Below are 17,393 nucleotides of genomic sequence, written 5' to 3'. Positions count from 1 at the left end.
AGTCACGTCGCCTGCAGCGCCAGCAGGAGGTTCATCCGCTCGGCCGGGTCCGTCATGCGGTCGCCGAAGAGGACTTCCAGCCTGCTCACGCGATAGCGCACCGTCTGCGGGTGGATCCCGAGATACTCGGCCATCTTGAGCGTCTTGCCGCCGGTGCGCAGCCAGGCCGACAGCGTCTCGGACAGCCGCTCGCGCTGCCTGTCGGTCAGGCCGCGCAGCGGGCCGAGGCTTTCTTCGGCGCAGGCGGCGAGCAAGACGCTCTCGTTGTGCAGCATCAACGTGGTCAGGTGGTCGGACACCCAGAGCACGGGCGCACCCTCGATCGCCCCGCTCCGCGCGAGTTCCACTGTGCGACGGGCGTAGCGCAGCGACGTGGCTGCTTCTGTCAGCGCGACCCGCGGGCCCACCGCGGCGCGCCATCGGCCGAGGTCAACCTCGGTGAGCCGCTCCGGGCAGGCGGTGAGCGCACGCGAGTTCTTGCCGTCGAAATGGGACAGAACGTCGTCAGGCAGCGCGGGGGCGCTGGGCTGGGAGCCGGCGTTGTGGTCCAGGGCGACCGCGTGGACCGTGCTCGGGACTGTCCACTCCGCGGCTTTGGCGAGCCACGCCACTGTGTCGGGCGGGGTGGCGGGTTCGGTGAAGAGAAGATGTAGCAGGTGGTCGCGCTTCTCCTGGCGCATGCGGACGCTTCCGGCGGCGTACCCGGCGGCCGACAGGGCTGATGCCTCGTCGGAGTGCACGTGGATCGCCTCGCCGATCACGCAGAGCACGTCGGCGGGAAGACGAATGGTACGGCAGAACGTGGACACGTACGACCAGGAGGCCCTTGCCGCGGCACGGTAGGCGCCGAGCAGGGCTTCGAGGCTGTGCCCGGCGGCGTAGGCCTGGGCACCGAGTTCGCGGAACAGGTCCGTGTTGTCCGGCGGGGAGGCCGCGCTGCCGATGGCGGTGGCGCACCGCTCCACGGCCACATGAACCCCTTGGACGAACGCCCGCCCGAAGTCGCCGTCCAGCGCGTGGGAGTACTCCGGCACCGACCGTCCCACTTCGCGCAGGATCGCCCTGGCCAGGGGATCGGCGTGGGACTGGAACTGTCTCGCCGCGTCCGCCGGGACTTTCGCCCACAGGTCGGTGGTCCGCGACTGTCCCGGGACTGCCATTGTTGTTTTTTATCGTGCCGGTGGACAGCAACGGTTTACTTGGCGCCCACATCACCCTATCGAGCGAGCAACACGCTCCGTGATTACGCTACGTTTTCGTAGCAACAATCGGGCACCGGCCCCGAACGGACCGGCCCGGTTCACACGGCGTTCTCCTGCCGGACGCGTCCCGGCACCTGGCGTTGTTAGCTTCCGGCGGTGTCGAGAAACCACGTGGTGATAGCCGGTGTCATCGTCACCGGGTTCGTCCTGGGTGTCAGCCCGCCGCCGGATGTGCGGGCGGCCAGCACGGTCGTCGTCGAAGGAACCGTTTTCGCCGATACCGACCGCGACGGCGTTCAGGGCGAGGGTGAGCAGGGGCTCGCCGGGGTGTCCGTGACCGATGGTGCCGTGTGGGCCACCACCGACCACTCAGGACGCTATTCCGCCGAGGTCGACGTCACCAGGCGGGAAACGGACCTGATTCACGTCGTGTCCCCCGACGGGTACACGCCGCCGCTGCGGGAGGATTTCGTCCCGAGGTATTTCCGGCCGGTGGCGAGCACGGTCGATTTCCCGCTGCTGCCGGACGCCAAGGCCGCCGACCCGGCGGAGAAGTGGCAGATGGTGTCCGACACGGAGACCGACAACCGCAGCGACCAGTCAGCCGAGCGCACCCGTGACCAGTGGAGCGACCAGGTGCGGGCGATGGCCGAAGACCCGGCGGCGAGCCTGACGATCGCCACCGGCGACCTCACCGTCACCGACTACACCAGCGCGCCACGCAGGCAAGGCAGCTACGACATCCTGCGCGCCGGACTGGTCGCGGGCAAGCTCGGCCACGCGTTCTACCCCGTCATGGGCAACCACGACGCCTCGGAGGGCGCCTACGTCTCCTCGGTCGAGTTGTTCCGCCGCAACCTCGGCCCGGAGTGGTACAGCTTCAACCGCAATGGGCGTCACCACGTCGTGCTGGAGAACAACTACGACACGAGTTCGCTTGTCCCCCAGCTCGCGTGGCTGCGGGAGGACCTGCGCCGCAATGCCGTGGGCAAGCAGGTGTTCGTGTTCGCGCACCGGTCCCTGTTCACGCAGTGGGGTCCCGGGCCGGCGATCCAGCCGATCGCGGACGAGCTGGCCAAGTACGACGTGCGCATGTTCGCGGCCGGGCACAACCAGCAGGCGGAGTTCCGGCGCGGCGCGTTTCCCCGTTCGGTGGAGGTCAACAACATCGGGGCGACGTACGGGATCGACGGCGTACGCCCGGGCTACAAGGTGCTCGACTTCACCGACCTGGCCAACCGGTACGTCACCGGGCAGCACCACCAGTTCGGCGTGCGCGACGACATGGCGGTGGTGAGCCCGGCACAGTCCAGTGTGTACGAACAGTTCGCCAGGATCCCGCTGGACGTCTACGCCGAGGACGACGGACGCATCCCGGTGAAGGCAAGCGTGCAGGTCCGCAACGCGTGGGGCTGGACGGTGTGGCGCAGCGAGCTGGCCTTCGGCGCTCCCGCCGAGCCGGCAGGCCAGGTGAACTGCTACACCCCGCCGGGAGGCCGCCCGGAGCCGTGCCCGAAGCCGCGTGACAACTGGACAATGGCTCGTTCGGTCATCAGCGGCCTGCTGCCCGGCAGTTACCGGGTCGACGTGGTGGCGCACGACTCCGCGGGCAAGTCGTGGCCTGCCAAGCGGAACACCTTCCGTGTGGTCCCGTTCTTCGCGTTGCACAAGGCCAAAGCGGGCGCGGACTGGACCAGGCAGGGCGGTGACGAGCAGGGACGCTCGGCGTCGCCGGCCGATCCCGGTGCCGTGCTCGACCAGCGGTGGTCGGCCAGCACCGGGCAGAACTTCACGCTCAACGGCGCCGCGGTGGCCGACGGCAAGGCGATCGTCACCTCGCAGGCCTTCGCATCACCGTACAACCAGGTGATCGCCTACGACCTGGCCACCGGCAGGACCGTCTGGCGGACCTACGTGGACGGTGATGCCGAGTCGTTCCCGACCGTGCACGGCGGCAGGGTGTACCTGTCCACGTCGGTCGGCCGGGTGTACGCGCTCGCTGTCACCGACGGGCACGTGGTGTGGGAGACCATTGAGGACGAGCACAAGACCGGTGCCACGGTTCGCCGGTACGGCCGGGCCGGTGGCCCGGTGAGTGTTTTCGACACGTCGGCCGGGCGGGTCGCGGTCTACCAGCAATGGAACCAGATCGTCTGCCGTGACGCGGGCACGGGCGCCCGGCGCGGCGGTTTCCGTGCCGACGAGGTCGGCTGGGGTGAGTTCCACAGCACCGCGGTCCGCGTCCCCGGCTCGGACAGCGCGTACATCAACAGCGGCGCAGGCAACGCGCTTGTCCGGCTGAACCTCACCACGTGTGCACGGGAGTCGTCCGTGTCGCTGTCGAAGGACATCTACGCGCACCCGTCGCCGGTGATCGCGGACAACACCGTGGTGTCGATGTCACAGCAAGGAGTGCTCGTGCACGACATGACGGGCAAGCAGTTGTGGTCCGCGCCGGTTCCCACCGCCAACTGCGAGCCCGGGCCTCCCCCGGTGACCACTCCGGCGGTGTACGGCGGCATCGTGTACGTCGCCGGGATCGACGGGAAGGTCCGGGCGTTCGACCCCGCCAAGCCGGGCACGCCAGCGTGGGAGACCGCCGTCGGCTATCCGCCGGGCGCCAGCCCGGTGGACGACCCGAGCCGGGCGAAGTACTGCGCGACCCGGCCGGCGGGCGCCCCGGCCATGCACCCCTTGGCCACCGCGACGACGGTGTACGTGGGCACCTGGGACGGTCGTCTGATCGCACTCGACCGTAGGACGGGCACGATCCGCGCCGAGTACAAGCTCGGCGGCGGGCTCACGTCCGCCCTGTCGGTGTCCGGAGACTGGGTCATCGCGCTCACCACTGATGGCACCGTGCACGCGTTGGCCGCGCGCAGACCGCGCTTCCCCCTCTCGTGACGTTCACATGGGTGAATACCGGTCAAGTAGTTGAACGAACAGGGAACGAAGGCGCACGGCGATCATCACCTGCGCAGCCCTTGCCGGCCTCATCTCGGTGAGCACGCCGTCGGCCGCGCCGTGGACCGGCACGTTCGCCGGCTTCAACTCGTCCTCGTGGCGGGGAAGCCGGGAATCGACGGCCGGGGCGAGTCCGGCCTCGGCAACATGAAGGCGTCCGGCGCCACGCTGGACGTCAAGTACGGCAAGGATTCCTCGGCGCCGTCGTGCACCAACTGCCCGACGAGCGGCGGCGGCCAGTTCGACCAGGACCTCGGTCAGGCCGGCCGGTCCGACCCGCGCAACGCGACCACGCTCTACCTGCGCTACCGCGTGCGGTTCCCCGCCAACTTCGACTGGGGTCTCGGCGGGAAACTGCCGGGGCTCTACGGCGGCAACCACGAAACACCGACGTGGCGTCGTCCTGGCGTGCGTACCGGGCGGACACGCGCCAGGATGGTGTGGTGAAAGGCGAGCGCGAGTTCTTCCGCACCGACGACATCCCCTGGCAGCAGAGCGTGCAGGACGGCGTCTCGGAACGGGTCCTGTCGCGCGACGAGCACGACCCGAAGATCCTCACCAGGCTGGCCCACTGGGCGCCGGGACTGGACACGTCCCCGTCCGGGGTGATCACCCACGACTACGTCGAAGAGGTGTACATCGTGCACGGCTCGCTGCACGACATCACGCTCGACCGCACGTTCCGCGCCGGTGACTTCGCCTGCCGGCCGCCAGGGATGCCCCACGGTCCCTATCGGACCGAGGACGGTTGCGTCATGCTGGAGACGCGCTACCGGCCGTCCTGATCATCCTCCTCTTCGGACTTCGTCACCCGGTTCCACTGGTCCAGACCGGTCTGGACCTGCGCGGACACTAAGTTCGGCAGCCGAACGAACTGAACCGCATTCTCATGTCGTGACTTGAATTAAGGCATGCAGTACCTTGGGACACGCCGCCGCCATGAGTGAAGGGGCGTGTCGATGAGGACACTGAGACCACGACGCCGGCCGCGGCGCGCCAGCAGAGCACCAGCCGACGGCTGACCGTCGCCCTCCCCTTCGCTGAAACCCCACCCCTGCGGATATCGAACGGGTTTCGCTCCCGCGCGTCGACGAACGCACCCTGCCTTCCTCCTCGCGATGCGACGGGCCCGTGCGTGAAAGGGAACCGTTCATGCGATTTTCCAGACTGGGCCGGCGCCTGAGCGCCGCCGGCGTCGCCCTCGCCGCGACCGCGACCGGGGTCACGCTCGCGCTCACCCCGGCAGCCGCGGCCACCCCGGCTGCGACCGCCCCGGCAGCGACCACCCCGGCAGCGACCGACGCCGTACAGGCCCTGCCTCCCGGCTTCCGCAGCGTCGGCTACATGCCGTCGTGGTCGGGCAGCGTCAACAGCATCCAGTACAGCAAGCTCACCCACATCAACTACGCCTTCGTGCTGCCGAACTCCAACGGCACGCTGCAGGCGATCCCGGACCCGAACAAACTCCGCTCGCTGGTGTCGCTCGGGCACAGCAACGGAGTCAAGGTCTCGCTCGCGGTCGGTGGCTGGAACGACGGCAACGACTCGGCTTTCGAGGCGCTGGCCGGCAACGCGGGCAGCCGGACCACGTTCGTCGACGCGTTGACCAACGTGGTCGACCAGTACAGCCTCGACGGCGTCGACATCGACTGGGAATACCCGGATCCCGGGCAGTCGGGCAACAACTTCACCGCGCTGATGCAGCAGCTGGGTACCGAGCTGCACAACCGCGGCAAGTTGCTGACCGCGGCCGTGGTGTCCGGCGGTGGCACCGCCAACGGCGTGCAGCCAGCGGTTTTCCAGGTCGTCGACTGGCTCAACATCATGGCCTACGACGGCGGCAGCCCGCACGCCAACTACGACTGGTCGATCCAGTCGGCCAACGGCTGGAAGTCACGCGGCCTGCCCGCGAGCAAGACCGTCCTCGGTGTGCCGTTCTACAGCCGCCCGGCGTACCTGACCTACTCGCAGCTCGTCGCGATGGACCCGGCCAACGCCAACCGCGACTGCGTCCAGGCACAGGGCGCGCAGCAGTGCTACAACGGCATCCCCACGATCAAGCGCAAGACCCAGTGGGCGGTGGCGAACGCGGGCGGCATCATGAACTGGGAGTTGTCGCAGGACACCACGGGCTCGACCTCGTTGGTCAGCGCGATCTTCGACGCCGCCGGTGGCACCACCCCGCCGCCCGGCAGTGGCCGCACCGGGCCGATCACGGGCATCGCGGGCAAGTGCGTCGACGTGGCCGGAGCCAACCCTGCCAACGGGACCGCCGTGCAGATCTACTCGTGCAACGGCTCGACCGCGCAGACCTGGACCGTGGGCACCGACGGCACTGTCCGTTCGCTCGGCAAATGCATGGACGTGGCCAGCGCGGGTACGGCGAACGGGACGCGGATCCAGCTGTACGACTGCAACGGCACCGGCGCCCAGTCGTGGCAGGCGCAGGGTGACGGGACGCTGCGCAACCCGGCTTCGGGCAGGTGTCTCGACGCGACCGGCAACAGCTCCGCGGACGGCACCCGCCTGCAGATCTGGGACTGTTTCGCCCGCGCGAACCAGGTGTGGCGACTGCCTGCCTGATCGTCCAGCCCGATCACCACTGAAAGTGACGGCCCGTTCGTGTTCCGGCACGAACGGGCCGTGCTCTTGGCTACGATCTCCCGCGACGAACACAGGGGAGGATTCGTGGCGGTCGACGACGCCGAGTTCCGGCAGAAGATGCGTCAGTTCGAGCAACAGGCGGCCCGGGCGGCCGGTCTCAAGGACCAGATCGCGCAGTTACAGGGCAGCGCCCGCAACTCCGACGGTTCGGTGACCGTGACGGTGGCACCGTCGGGAGCGGTACTGGGCATGCAGTTGTCGCCGGGGGCGATGACCATGACGCACACCCAGCTCACCCAGGAGATCCTCGGCACGATCCGGCGCGCGACCCAGCAGGCCGCGGCCGCCGTCGAGGACACCGTCCGGCCGGTGCTGGGCGACGAGATGTACGACCAGTTCCAGGACGCGTTCCGGGCGCACGCCCCGGCCGTCCAACCGGTCGGACCGAGCGATCCGCCGCCCCCGGCGAACCTGCCGATCCCCGGCACGCCGCCAGCGCGCTCACCACGACCGGCGCCGCCGGACGACGACTACTTCGACGACGGCTTCCCCGGGGTGAAGCGATGACCGGGTTCGCCATCGACGCGCCGCAACTGCTGGCACACGGTCAGGGCTCGGTGAGGCAGTCGGAGAACTTCGCCGGTCTGGAGCGGCTGCTGGAGCAGGCGCGGGTCAGTGACGACTGCTTCGGCCCGTTGTTCTTCTACTTCAAGGACAAGTACTTCGACTCCTTGCAGGAGTGCCAGGGCATGGCCAAGCAGGCGGCCACCTACCTGACGCACATCTCCGACACCGTCACCCAGACCGCCACGGCGTACGGCGCGACCGAGGCCAACAACGCGACAGGCCTGGCCAACGTCGGCCAGGGCGTCGGTGACAAAGGGACGCTCGACCACGCGGGCGACAAGACCCGCAAGAGCGACTACGAGCAAGCCTCGGCGTACGGCAGCTCGTGGTCGAAGGCATCGCAGGACGTCACCGCGCAGCTCCAGGACCCAGGCAGCCCGCCGGAGGTGGCGTTCGCCGCGTTCAACGCCCGGATGGAACAGCTCCAGGCGGTGACCAGCCCCGGCAAGGCGCTGATCGACAACGGCCTCGGCTGGCTCATCTCGATCACCATCAGCCCGCTCGTGGAATGGCTGCTCGAACCCGCCATCGGCGACCCCGAGCAGATGCGCAGCACGGCAAAGGGCTGGGAGAACGTCGCCAAGTGGCTGGAGGGCGTCGCCGACAGCGAGGTCAAGCGGTCCGCGGCGACGGCCGCCGTGTGGGAGGGCGAGGCCGCCGAGAAGTTCCGCACCGAGATGCGGGAGTTCGGCGAGGGCGCCAGGGCGATGTCCGGCGACATCGACAACCTCAAGGGCGTGCTGGAGACCGCGGCGACGATCTTCGACACGTTCGTCGAGATCTGCGTGGACAGCATCAAGGAGTTCGTGCTCGGCCTGATCATCGAGTGGCTGGCGGCGCTGGCCGCGTCCTGGATCACCGCCGGTGCGTCCACCGCCGCCGCCACGGTGTCGACCACCAGCCGCCTCGCGGTGCTCACCGCCCGGCTCGGCAAGCGGGTCGACAAGCTGCGCGACGACCTCAAGGACCTCGTCGACAGGCTCGAGGGATTCCTGGTCGCGCTGCGCAACGGCAAGCTGCCCAAGCTGATCGACAAGATCCCCGGCGGCAGGACGTTCGCGCAGAACTACGGCAAACGGGTCCCCGAAGCCGTCGACAAGCTGCGGGACCTGCGCCAGACCACGGGTGTCAAGGACATGGTCACCGGCAACCCGATCACCAACATCCTCTCGCAGACAGGGAACATGAAGGGCGCCAAAGAAGGCGTCAAGGCGGCCCAGCGCGGTCTGGCAGAGGCCCGACGCACCGGCAAGGGCCTCAAGGACGCGAAAGACGAGATGAAGAAGGCCCGGGACCACCTCAACGGCCTCAGCAAGCGCAATACCCGGTCAACCAACAACCACTTCGGCGAGGACGCCACCGATGGCGAGGCTCTGGCCCAGGGCGTCACCAAGGTCGCTCTCGGCTACCTGGCCGGTGGCGGCACGACCGACAGGACCAAGGCGATCTTCCGCGGCGTGCTGGACAACGTGCCTGGCGCCGCCGTCGAGTGGGGTGCGGGCCAGGTGTACGACAACGCTCAGGACCCATCCACCGCCGAAGAACGCAAAGCAGCGCAGCAGCGCGGGTTCACCACTGACGATGGGAAGGGCGGGAATCAGTGAAGCACTACAGACACCCCGCCTCCGAGTTCGCGGGTGCGGTGGTACACGCCCGCGAACTGCTGGCAGGCTCTGGCGAACCGGTGCTGTGGGCGGCGTTCGCCCAGCGGAACAACGACGAGGAACGCGGCTTCGGCGCGACGAGCATGAAGATCCTCAAGGCTCCCGCCAAGGCCGCCACCGTCGTGTACGAGGAGATGACCGTTCATGAGGGCGGCAGGCCATCGGGCCCGCCGCCCAGCGACGTCACTGCGTTCTACTACCCCGACAGGAAACTCGCGGCGGACTACAGCGACAAGATCCCCGTGCACGACACCTTGTGGGCACTGACACCGCGCCGGCTCCATGTGGCCAAACGGCTCGACCCACCCAAGGCGGTCGACGAGTTCCCGCACGGCCCACCCGACCCCAAGGACGAGAGCTGGCTCGACACCGATCCCAAGGAAGGCGAGCAGTTCTTCCGGTCACAACGCAAACAGCGCCTGTACCCCCTGCGACCGGTCGTTGACATTCCCCGTGCGCAGATCGCGAAGTTCACCGTCGACGCGGACGGTGCGCTCAAGAAACGGCACTGCCTGCGGATGGAACTCGTCGACGGGTCCGGCTTCGAGTTCTACTTCGGCCTCTCGTACCCCCGCGAACACTACGAACACCTGCTGGCGCTCACCCTCGGCGCACCGGAGACATCATGACGACCGCCAAGCGCTACCCCGGCTTCCAGCTGCGGGAAGGCGAGGAGCTCAAGACGGTGACGGGCCCGCTGACCCGCCATGTCGGCTCGCTGATCGGCAACCGGATCCAGGTCCCGCACCCCGCGCCGCCGGACGCCGAACCGCTGGTCCCGCTCGACCACCTGCCCCACGTCCCGCTGGAGTCGAGCACGTCCGGGCGGTTCCCGGTGGACGACTGGTCCGGCGACGACTCGATCGGCTGGTGGGCCGAGGCGCGTGACCCGGCCGGCGACGCGGTGCGTGCCGCCGACGCGCTGGCGGCCTGCGGCAGTTCGGGCGCGATCTTCGTGACCACACACCGGTTCGGCGTCGGTATACCCGAGTACCTGTTCGCGTACTTCCGCGAGGACCCCGCCACGACCGAGCGCAAGGGACTGTTCGGCAAGGTGCTCAGCGCCGTGGCCGGACCGAAGAAGTACCCCAACCACTGGGACCCCTTCGAAGGCAAGCTCGTGTGGACGTGGGAGTGCGGCATCGAGCGGGTGCACGGCGTGGCCACGCCGTTGGTCGGCCGGTCCTTCCCCTTCCCCAAGGTCGTCCGGGTCGCCTTCACCGACGGATCGCTGCTGTACGGCCGTTACGACGTGGGGTGCTTGATCCACGGGGAGAAGGTCAAGAAGTGAGCGACCCCCAGGGGGCCGGTCATTTGAGCGACTAACGGACGTATCGCCTGGCGCGGGCGCGCACGAAGCTGTGGGGATGCGAAGACAACCTCTCCGGCGGGCCGGTGCGCTCGCCGCGGCTGGGGCGCTATCCGCGAGTCTGTTATGGACGGACACGGCGGTCGCGGCCCCGCAGAACCCGGTCTCCTCCGGCAGCGCCGTGCAGGGAGACACCGTCGACGACGGGGACGTCGACAACCGGCCCGGGGCGACCCAGCCCACTGACCAGCAGCGGACGCTGGCCGGGCAGTCCAGCACCACGGTCCGCTGGAACAAGTACGGCACGCCGTCGACGCTGGCCCCGAAGCCAGAAGCGCAGCGCCGGTCGGCCCCGTCGGCCGATCCGGTCGCGATCGCGAGGGCGTACCTCACCGACAACCGGGCCACGTTCGGCTTGGGCGCGCCGAGCATCGGCGCGATGGACGTCCTGGTCAGCAGACCGATGGGGCAGGGCTCGTACGTCATGCTGCGGCAGCGGTACGGCTCGATGCCGTCGATGCTGGACGGGCTGGCCGTGTTCGGGATCCGGGACGGCGCCGTCGTCCACCTCAGTTCCACTCTGAGCCCGGACCGGGCCGCGCCGCAGCCCGCGACGCTGTCACCGGAGCAGGCGCTGGCCTCGGCGACCGCGGACGCCGGCGTGACCGGCGACGCACTGGGCACCACTCGCGTGCAGCTCGGTGCTGTGCCGATGCCGCAGGAGGCACCGCGGGTGGCGTACCAGGTTGTCCTGATGACCAAGGACCAGAACCACCCGACCGGGTTCACGACCTATGTCGACGCACGGACCGGGCAGGTGCTGGTCCGTGAGGACATCATCGACCACGACTCGGACAACCCCGAGTGGGACGTCTTCCCCGCCAACCCGCCCGCCGACTACTCCTCCCGCGACAACCGCGTGAAGTGGTGCCTGGTCCGCGGGCCCGGTTGTGAGCGGACGGTCAAGACGGCGGACCGTGGGGTCGCATGGGACGCGGACCCCACGACCGGGGCGCCCACCCAGACCAGTGCGGGCAACTCCGCGCGCGGCACCGAGAAGTGGGACGACCTGGCCGGTGGCACGGTCGGCACGCGCACCTCGGCGCCGAGCGCGACACGGGACTACACCTATCCGTGGACCAATCAGTGGTACAAGGAGAAGTGCAACCCGTCGGTGTTCGCCAGTCCCCAGCAGAACGACATCGACGCGGCACTGGCCAACCTGTTCGCCATGCACAACCGGATGCACGACTGGTCCTATCACCTCGGCTTCACCGAGGAGACCTGGAACATGCAGGCGACCAACGGTGACCGCGGCGGCCTCGGCGGCGACGCCGAACGCGGGAACGCGCAAGCCGGCGGACGCGCGGGCGGGGCGCCGCCGGACTTCCCGTCCCGCAACAACGCCAACCAGGCGACGCCGCCTGACGGTGTGCCGCCGACGACCAACATGTACCTGTGGCAGCCGACCCCGGGCGGGTTCTACGCGCCCTGTGTCGACGGTGACTACGACATGTCCGTCATCGGGCACGAGTACAGCCACGCCATCAGCGGCCGTCTGATCGCGGGCCCGAACAGCGGCTGGTCCGGCGCGCAGGGCGGTGCGATGAACGAGTCGCACTCCGACCTGTTCGCCATGGAGTACCTGTACGAGTACGGTTTCGCGCCGCGTGGCGACACCCCGTACGTGACGGGCGGCTACGTCACCGGGGACAAGCGGACCGGTATCCGCAACTACGACATGAGCAAGAGCGAGCTCAACTACAGCAACGTCGCCTACGACCTCGTCGGCCAGCAGGTGCACGCGGACGGTGAGATCTGGAGCTCGACGAGCTTCGACGTCCGGCAGGCGATGATCGACAAGTACGGGCGCGGCACGCCGTCGCTGCAGCGTGACTGCGCCGACGGCAAGGTGCCGGTCGACAAGTGCCCCGGCAACCGGCGCTGGGTGCAGCAGGCGTTCGACGCGTTGCTGCTCAACGCTTCCGGTGCGGTGAGCTACGTCGACATGCGGGACGCGACACTGGCCGCGAACCAGATCCGCTTCGGCGGCGCGGACCTGCCGATCCTGTGGAACGCCTTCGCCCAGCACGGTCTGGGCCGTGACGCGGCGAGCAACGGCGGCAACGACGCCGACCCGGTGCCGAGCTTCGCCTCCCCGCACGGCCGCAACGGCACACTGCGGCTCGCGACGAACAAGAACGCCCGGTTGTACGTCGGCGACTACGAGGCACGGTCGGTCGCGGTGGCCGACACCGACCCGGCCACTGCCCTGCCCGACAGCGTGGAGATGACGCCGGGGACGTACAACTTCATCGTCGCGGCTGACGGCTACGGCAGCACGAAGGTCCGCCGTACGATCCGTCCGGGTGACCGGGACGCGCTGTACCCGCTGCTGCTGCCCAACGCCGCCTCCCGCAGCCGAGGTGCGACAGCGGCGGGCGACGGCGTGAACCTGGACAAGCTGATCGACGACACCGAGTCGTCGAACTGGGTGTCCGCGGGATCGCCGGTCGCGGGCAAGGCGGTCCGGGTCGACCTGGCGGGCGACCGGCCGCGGTTCATCAGCCGCGTGCAGGTCAGCGCCCAGTTGCGGCCGCAGAACACGCAGGATCCCGACTCCGGGCCGCAGAACCGGTTCACCGCGCTGCGCCAGTTCGAACTGCTGGCGTGCAACGCCAGGAACGGCAAGGACTGCGCCGATCCGGTGAACTACCGCAAGGTGTATACGAGCGGGGCCGACGCGTTCCCCGCTGACGCGCCACGGCCGACCGCGCCGGACCTGACCGCCCGGTCGTTCCGGATCGAACCGACGGTGGCCACCCACCTGATGATCCGTGTGCTGACCAACCAGTGCACGGGCGCGAAGGAGTACGCCGGGTCGCAGCACAACGACCCGAGGTCCACAAGTGACTGCACCACGGGCAACCCGGCTGTTGCCCAGGCCGTGCGGATCGCCGAGTTCCAGGCGTTCACCTTCTGATCACCGCGCTGTCGTCGCCGGGGCCCGCGCGGGCCCCGGCGACACCCATACTGTGACCTCGGACAGCCATAACCAGCTGTCGGATCCGGCCGATACACAGGTGGGAACGGCGCGGGAGGTCAGATGAGCGCGATCGACGAAGTGGCGGAGTACGAGCGGCCGGATCGTTACCGCATCGCCGCGGACCAGGGCTTGATGCGGATGTCACCGGTGGCGGCGGACAGGATGGCCAAGCAGGACCCGGCCGCGTACCAGGACTACGTGAGACGCTCCTGCGACCTGACCATGCGCGGCGGCACGACGAGCGGCGTGATCTACCCGCTGGCGGTGTGCGCGCTCGCCGAGCACTACGTGTTCCGCAATGTGGGTGGTGCGTCGGCGGGCGCGATCGGCGCCTCCGCCACGGCTGCCGCCGAGTACGGCCGGCACGCCGAGCCCGCCGGTCCGGTCGCCGGCGACACCGTCCGGCCCGGATTCGCCGGGATGGCGGGCATGATCCGCTGGCTGATCTCCGGAACGGGCGGGGCACGCTGGCGGCTGCCCCGCCTGTTCCAGCCGAAACCGGCACTGCACAAGGCTTTCCGGCTGGTGACCGCGCTGATGCAGAGCCCGGCGGTGACCGGGCGGAGGCGGTTCACGTCGGTGGCCACCGCGGTGCTGTTCGCGGTCAAACCGCTGGCGACGGGAGCGTTGCTGGTGTTGTTCGCGTTGTGGCTGGTGGGGCCGTATTCGCTGCGCTGGGTGGTGCCGCCGTCCACGTGGAACGGTTCACTGTGGATCGCCGGGGGGCCGCTGGCGGTCGTCGCGCTCGCCGCGGCGGCGTGGGCGTACGAGGTGACCGCCGCGAGATTCGGCAAGATAACGTTGTTCTCCCTGGTCCCGTTGGCGATCGGGTTCTCCTCGGTGCCGCTGTACGACATGGACGCCCGCGGGTGGCTGATGGCAGGCGCGGTCCTCGTCGTGGCCTGGCTGGTGCTGACGTTCGCCGTGGCGGCTGCGTTCGTGGTGATCTACTGCGTCACGTCGTGGCCCGTGGTGATGCGGTACCGGTCGCACCGGTTCGGCCTGGTCCCCGGTTCCGCCGAGTACTCCCCCGGCCGTCTCGACCGGATCTGCGGGATGCCGTCGGCGCCGGTGCCGCCGCTGGCGACGTGGCTGGCCGACCGGCTCGACGACCTCGCGGGCATCGACCACTCCCGCGCGCTGACATTCGGCGACCTGTGGCGTGGCCCGGACAAGCCGCGCGAGTCCGATCCGGACTACTGCCCGCCGGCGGGTGACCGCGTGATCAACCTGGCGCTGATGACCACGGACCTGTCCGCCGGGCGTCCGCACCAACTGCCCTTCCCCGCGGCGGAACGCTGGCAGTTCTGCCCGGAGTGCCTGCGCGATCTCGCGCCGGACCGGATCATCGCCCAGATGTCCGGCAGCGGCGCCGACGGGGTGGCGTGCCCGGAGCACACGTCGGTCACGCTGCAGTGGCTGCCGCGGCCGTGCGACGTGCCCGTGGTGCTGACCGCGCGGATGAGCCTGCCGCTGCCCGGCCTGATCTGCCCGATCCCGCTCTACCGCGACGGCAGGCCGCACTGGTTCTCCGACGGCGGGATCACCAGCAACTTCCCGATCCACTTCTTCGACTCGCTGCTGCCGCGGTGGCCGACGTTCGGCCTGAACCTGTCCTCGGCGGACCGTGCGGTCAAGGACGGCGAGATCTACCTGCCCGACCAGGACGCGTCCACACCTCGCGAGCCGTACAGCGAGATGGGCAGCACGGCGCTGGCGTTCGCCGGGCGGATCCTGAACACGTTCATGGACTGGCGCGACACGATGCAGTCCGCGCTGCCCGGTTTCCGCGGCCGCATCGCCACGATCCCGCAGGGTCCCGGCGAAGGCGGCACGAACCTGTTCATGTCCCCGGAGGTGATCTCCCGGCTGGCGCTGCGCGGCCGTGACGCCGGAGTCGCGCTGCGGCAACGGTTCACGGCGCAGTTCGAGGACGAGGCCGACGGCTACACGCGTACCGACCGCTACCGCTGGATCCGGCTCAGGCTGGCGTTGCGGGAATGGCGCGAGGTCGCGTTGCAGGCCGACGCGCGGTCCGCGCTCTACCGGGACCGCACGGCCCACTACCCCGTGCCGGTCGCGATGCGGGAATGGTTCAGCGGGCCGCGGGTGCCGCCGACCGCCGACCCGGCCGCGTCCGACATCTACTGCGCGTACCAGCACTTCGTCGATCTCGCGACCACCTGCCTGGCCGAACCGTTCGACGGCACGGCCCCAGTGGACCCGGTGATGCGCCTGACGCCGCCGGAGTAACCCGGAGGGCGTGTAAAGCATCTTTGACACGATGTCGGTCATGTTTTACATTGGTCGTGTCAAAGATGCTTTACATCGGGAGTGGGCGTGGCATTCCAGGAGAAGCGCGCGTGGATCATGGGCCTGGTCACGGTCGTGACGTACGCCATCTACGCGATCGTGGTGCTGAGCCGCAGCGGCTCCGCGCCGCTGACCGAGACGCCGTACGTGGCGACCTTGATCTGGACGGTGGTCGGCGCGATCACGGCGTCGGTGGCGCTCGAAGTCGTCGTCGCGGCGGCAACGCCCAAGGCCGAGCAGCACAAAGACCAGCGGGACACCGAGATCGACCACTTCGGCGACCGGATCGCCCAGTCGTTCACGGTGATCGGCGGCGTCGCGGCGATGGTCCTGGCGATGGCCGACGCGGACCAGTTCTGGATCGCCAACACGATCTACCTCGCGTTCGCGCTCACCGCCGTGCTCAACTCGATCGCCAGGATCGCTGCGTACCGGTGGGGTTTCCAGGGATGAAGCCGACGAAGGTCACCAACCGGATCAAGGCGCTGCGGTTCGCCAACGGCGAGATGACGCAGGCCGACCTGGCCGCGCGGATCGGCGTCACCCGGCAAACGGTGATCGCGATCGAGCGAGGCCGTTACTCGCCGTCGCTGGAGATGGCGTTCCAGATCGCGCGCGTGTTCAAGGCACCACTCGACGACGTGTTCCAGTACCCAGGAGATGACGGATGAAAGCGATAGTGCAACACACCTACGGCGGTACCGACGTGCTGGAGTTCACCGAGGCCCCGGTCGCGCGGATCAAGCCGGACGAGGTGCTGGTCCAGGTCAGGGCCGCCGCGGTGGACGCGGGCGTGTGGCACCTGATGACCGGCACGCCCTACCTGTTACGCCTCGGCTTCGGCCTGACCAGACCGAGGAAACCCATCAGGGGCATGGACGCGGCCGGGACGGTGGCGGCCGTCGGCGCGAACGTCACCACGTTCGAACCCGGCGACGACGTGTTCGGCACGTGCGACGGCGCGTTCGCCGAATACGCCCCCACACACCACACGAAGCTGATCCGCAAGCCGCAGAACCTGACGTTCGAACAGGCCGCGGCCATCCCAATCTCCGCGTTCACCGCATTGGCCGCGCTGCGCGACAAGGGCGAGATCAAAGCGCGCCAACGGGTGCTGGTGATCGGCGCGGGCGGCGGCGTCGGCTCCTACGCCGTACAGCTGGCCAAGGTGTTCGGCGCGGACGTGACCGGGCTGTGCAGCACGTCCAAAGTGGAATTCGTGCGCGGTCTCGGCGCCGACGAGGTGCTCGACTACACCAAGGACGACTTCACCCGTGACGAGTTCGACCTGATCCTCGACATCGCGGGCAACCGGCCGATCAACCACGTACGCACAGCGTTGTCCGCCAGGGGAACCCTCGTCATCGTCGGCGGGGAGCGCGGCAAGGTCATCGGCGGCACGAGCGGGCTGCTCAAGGCCACCCTGCTCAACCCGTTCGTCAAGCACACCCTGCGCGGCCTGATCTCCCTCGGCAACAAGGAGGACCTCGCCGTCCTCGGCGAACTCGCCGGCGCGGGCAAGATCACCCCGGCCGTCGATCGCACGTACCCGCTCAGCGAAGTCCCCGAGGCCATCACTTACGTGCAGGCCGGTCGGGCGCGCGGCAAGGTCGTCATCACCGTCTAGGTCTACCGCCATCGCGGTCGATTCCGGCGGGCGCGCT

General features: G+C 69.1%; 14 protein-coding genes. 13 read left to right on the top strand and 1 reads right to left on the bottom strand.

What is annotated here, in order from left to right:
• Nucleotides 1-2: 2 nt before the first annotated feature.
• Nucleotides 3-1,160: a PucR family transcriptional regulator gene (locus AOZ06_RS26820; protein ID WP_054291931.1), complete on the bottom strand. Its 1,158-nt coding sequence runs from the start codon at nt 1,158-1,160 to the stop codon at nt 3-5.
• A gap of 198 nt (nt 1,161-1,358) precedes the next feature.
• Between AOZ06_RS26820 and AOZ06_RS26815 the strand changes: the two genes are divergently transcribed.
• The 13 genes from AOZ06_RS26815 to AOZ06_RS26755 all read left to right on the top strand — a co-directional run bounded on the left by AOZ06_RS26815 (nt 1,359) and on the right by AOZ06_RS26755 (nt 17,356).
• On the top strand, nt 1,359-4,106 hold the full coding sequence (locus AOZ06_RS26815) for an outer membrane protein assembly factor BamB family protein (protein WP_083471955.1): 2,748 nt from the start codon (nt 1,359-1,361) through the stop codon (nt 4,104-4,106).
• A 156-nt stretch (nt 4,107-4,262) separates the two neighbouring features.
• The gene (locus tag AOZ06_RS26810; RefSeq protein ID WP_157233260.1) at nt 4,263-4,613 is read left to right on the top strand and encodes a polysaccharide lyase; all 351 of its coding nucleotides are present in this window, start codon (nt 4,263-4,265) and stop codon (nt 4,611-4,613) included.
• Nucleotides 4,610-4,951 (top strand): cupin domain-containing protein, encoded by a 342-nt coding sequence (locus AOZ06_RS26805; RefSeq protein WP_054296943.1) that lies wholly within the window; start codon nt 4,610-4,612, stop codon nt 4,949-4,951. Before AOZ06_RS26810 ends, AOZ06_RS26805 begins: the two co-directional genes overlap by 4 nt.
• Before the next feature lie 367 nt (nt 4,952-5,318).
• On the top strand, nt 5,319-6,749 hold the full coding sequence (locus AOZ06_RS26800; protein ID WP_054296942.1) for a glycosyl hydrolase family 18 protein: 1,431 nt from the start codon (nt 5,319-5,321) through the stop codon (nt 6,747-6,749).
• Between the two features lie 105 nt (nt 6,750-6,854).
• A complete protein-coding gene (locus AOZ06_RS26795) occupies nt 6,855-7,337 on the top strand; it encodes a YbaB/EbfC family nucleoid-associated protein (protein WP_054296941.1) in 483 nt (160 codons plus the stop codon).
• Nucleotides 7,334-9,001 carry a WXG100 family type VII secretion target gene (locus AOZ06_RS26790; RefSeq protein ID WP_054291928.1) on the top strand — a complete coding sequence of 556 codons (1,668 nt, stop codon included), beginning with the start codon at nt 7,334-7,336 and terminating at the stop codon, nt 8,999-9,001. Before AOZ06_RS26795 ends, AOZ06_RS26790 begins: the two co-directional genes overlap by 4 nt.
• Nucleotides 8,998-9,690 carry a hypothetical protein gene (locus AOZ06_RS26785; RefSeq protein ID WP_054291927.1) on the top strand — a complete coding sequence of 231 codons (693 nt, stop codon included), beginning with the start codon at nt 8,998-9,000 and terminating at the stop codon, nt 9,688-9,690. Before AOZ06_RS26790 ends, AOZ06_RS26785 begins: the two co-directional genes overlap by 4 nt.
• On the top strand, nt 9,687-10,352 hold the full coding sequence (locus AOZ06_RS26780; protein ID WP_054291926.1) for a hypothetical protein: 666 nt from the start codon (nt 9,687-9,689) through the stop codon (nt 10,350-10,352). The genes AOZ06_RS26785 and AOZ06_RS26780 overlap by 4 nt, the downstream gene beginning before the upstream one ends.
• 76 nt (nt 10,353-10,428) lie before the next feature.
• Nucleotides 10,429-13,353 carry a M36 family metallopeptidase gene (locus tag AOZ06_RS26775; protein ID WP_054291925.1) on the top strand — a complete coding sequence of 975 codons (2,925 nt, stop codon included), beginning with the start codon at nt 10,429-10,431 and terminating at the stop codon, nt 13,351-13,353.
• A gap of 123 nt (nt 13,354-13,476) precedes the next feature.
• A complete protein-coding gene (locus tag AOZ06_RS26770) occupies nt 13,477-15,669 on the top strand; it encodes a patatin-like phospholipase domain-containing protein (protein ID WP_054291924.1) in 2,193 nt (730 codons plus the stop codon).
• A gap of 87 nt (nt 15,670-15,756) precedes the next feature.
• A complete protein-coding gene (locus tag AOZ06_RS26765; RefSeq protein ID WP_157233259.1) occupies nt 15,757-16,182 on the top strand; it encodes a hypothetical protein in 426 nt (141 codons plus the stop codon).
• Entirely contained in the window at nt 16,179-16,400 is a 222-nt protein-coding gene (locus tag AOZ06_RS26760; protein ID WP_054291923.1) for a helix-turn-helix transcriptional regulator, read from the top strand. The genes AOZ06_RS26765 and AOZ06_RS26760 overlap by 4 nt, the downstream gene beginning before the upstream one ends.
• Nucleotides 16,397-17,356, top strand: a complete 960-nt coding sequence (locus AOZ06_RS26755; protein WP_054291922.1) for an NAD(P)-dependent alcohol dehydrogenase — start codon at nt 16,397-16,399, stop codon at nt 17,354-17,356. The genes AOZ06_RS26760 and AOZ06_RS26755 overlap by 4 nt, the downstream gene beginning before the upstream one ends.
• Nucleotides 17,357-17,393: the final 37 nt, after the last annotated feature.

Source organism: Kibdelosporangium phytohabitans, from assembly GCF_001302585.1.
Classification (GTDB): domain Bacteria; phylum Actinomycetota; class Actinomycetes; order Mycobacteriales; family Pseudonocardiaceae; genus Kibdelosporangium; species Kibdelosporangium phytohabitans.
Note: the sequence above shows the minus strand (reverse complement) of the source record. Positions and strands in the feature narration are given on the sequence as shown.

Bases quoted from the DNA above. Each gene is read 5' to 3' on its own strand.
- AOZ06_RS26770 (WP_054291924.1), top strand. From the start codon at position 13,477: ATGAGCGCGATCGACGAAGTGGCGGAGTACGAGCGGCCGGATCGTTAC.
- AOZ06_RS26820 (WP_054291931.1), bottom strand. From the start codon at position 1,160: ATGGCAGTCCCGGGACAGTCGCGGACCACCGACCTGTGGGCGAAAGTC.
- AOZ06_RS26755 (WP_054291922.1), top strand. From the start codon at position 16,397: ATGAAAGCGATAGTGCAACACACCTACGGCGGTACCGACGTGCTGGAG.
- AOZ06_RS26790 (WP_054291928.1), top strand. From the start codon at position 7,334: ATGACCGGGTTCGCCATCGACGCGCCGCAACTGCTGGCACACGGTCAG.
- AOZ06_RS26775 (WP_054291925.1), top strand. From the start codon at position 10,429: ATGCGAAGACAACCTCTCCGGCGGGCCGGTGCGCTCGCCGCGGCTGGG.
- AOZ06_RS26800 (WP_054296942.1), top strand. From the start codon at position 5,319: ATGCGATTTTCCAGACTGGGCCGGCGCCTGAGCGCCGCCGGCGTCGCC.
- AOZ06_RS26760 (WP_054291923.1), top strand. From the start codon at position 16,179: ATGAAGCCGACGAAGGTCACCAACCGGATCAAGGCGCTGCGGTTCGCC.
- AOZ06_RS26780 (WP_054291926.1), top strand. From the start codon at position 9,687: ATGACGACCGCCAAGCGCTACCCCGGCTTCCAGCTGCGGGAAGGCGAG.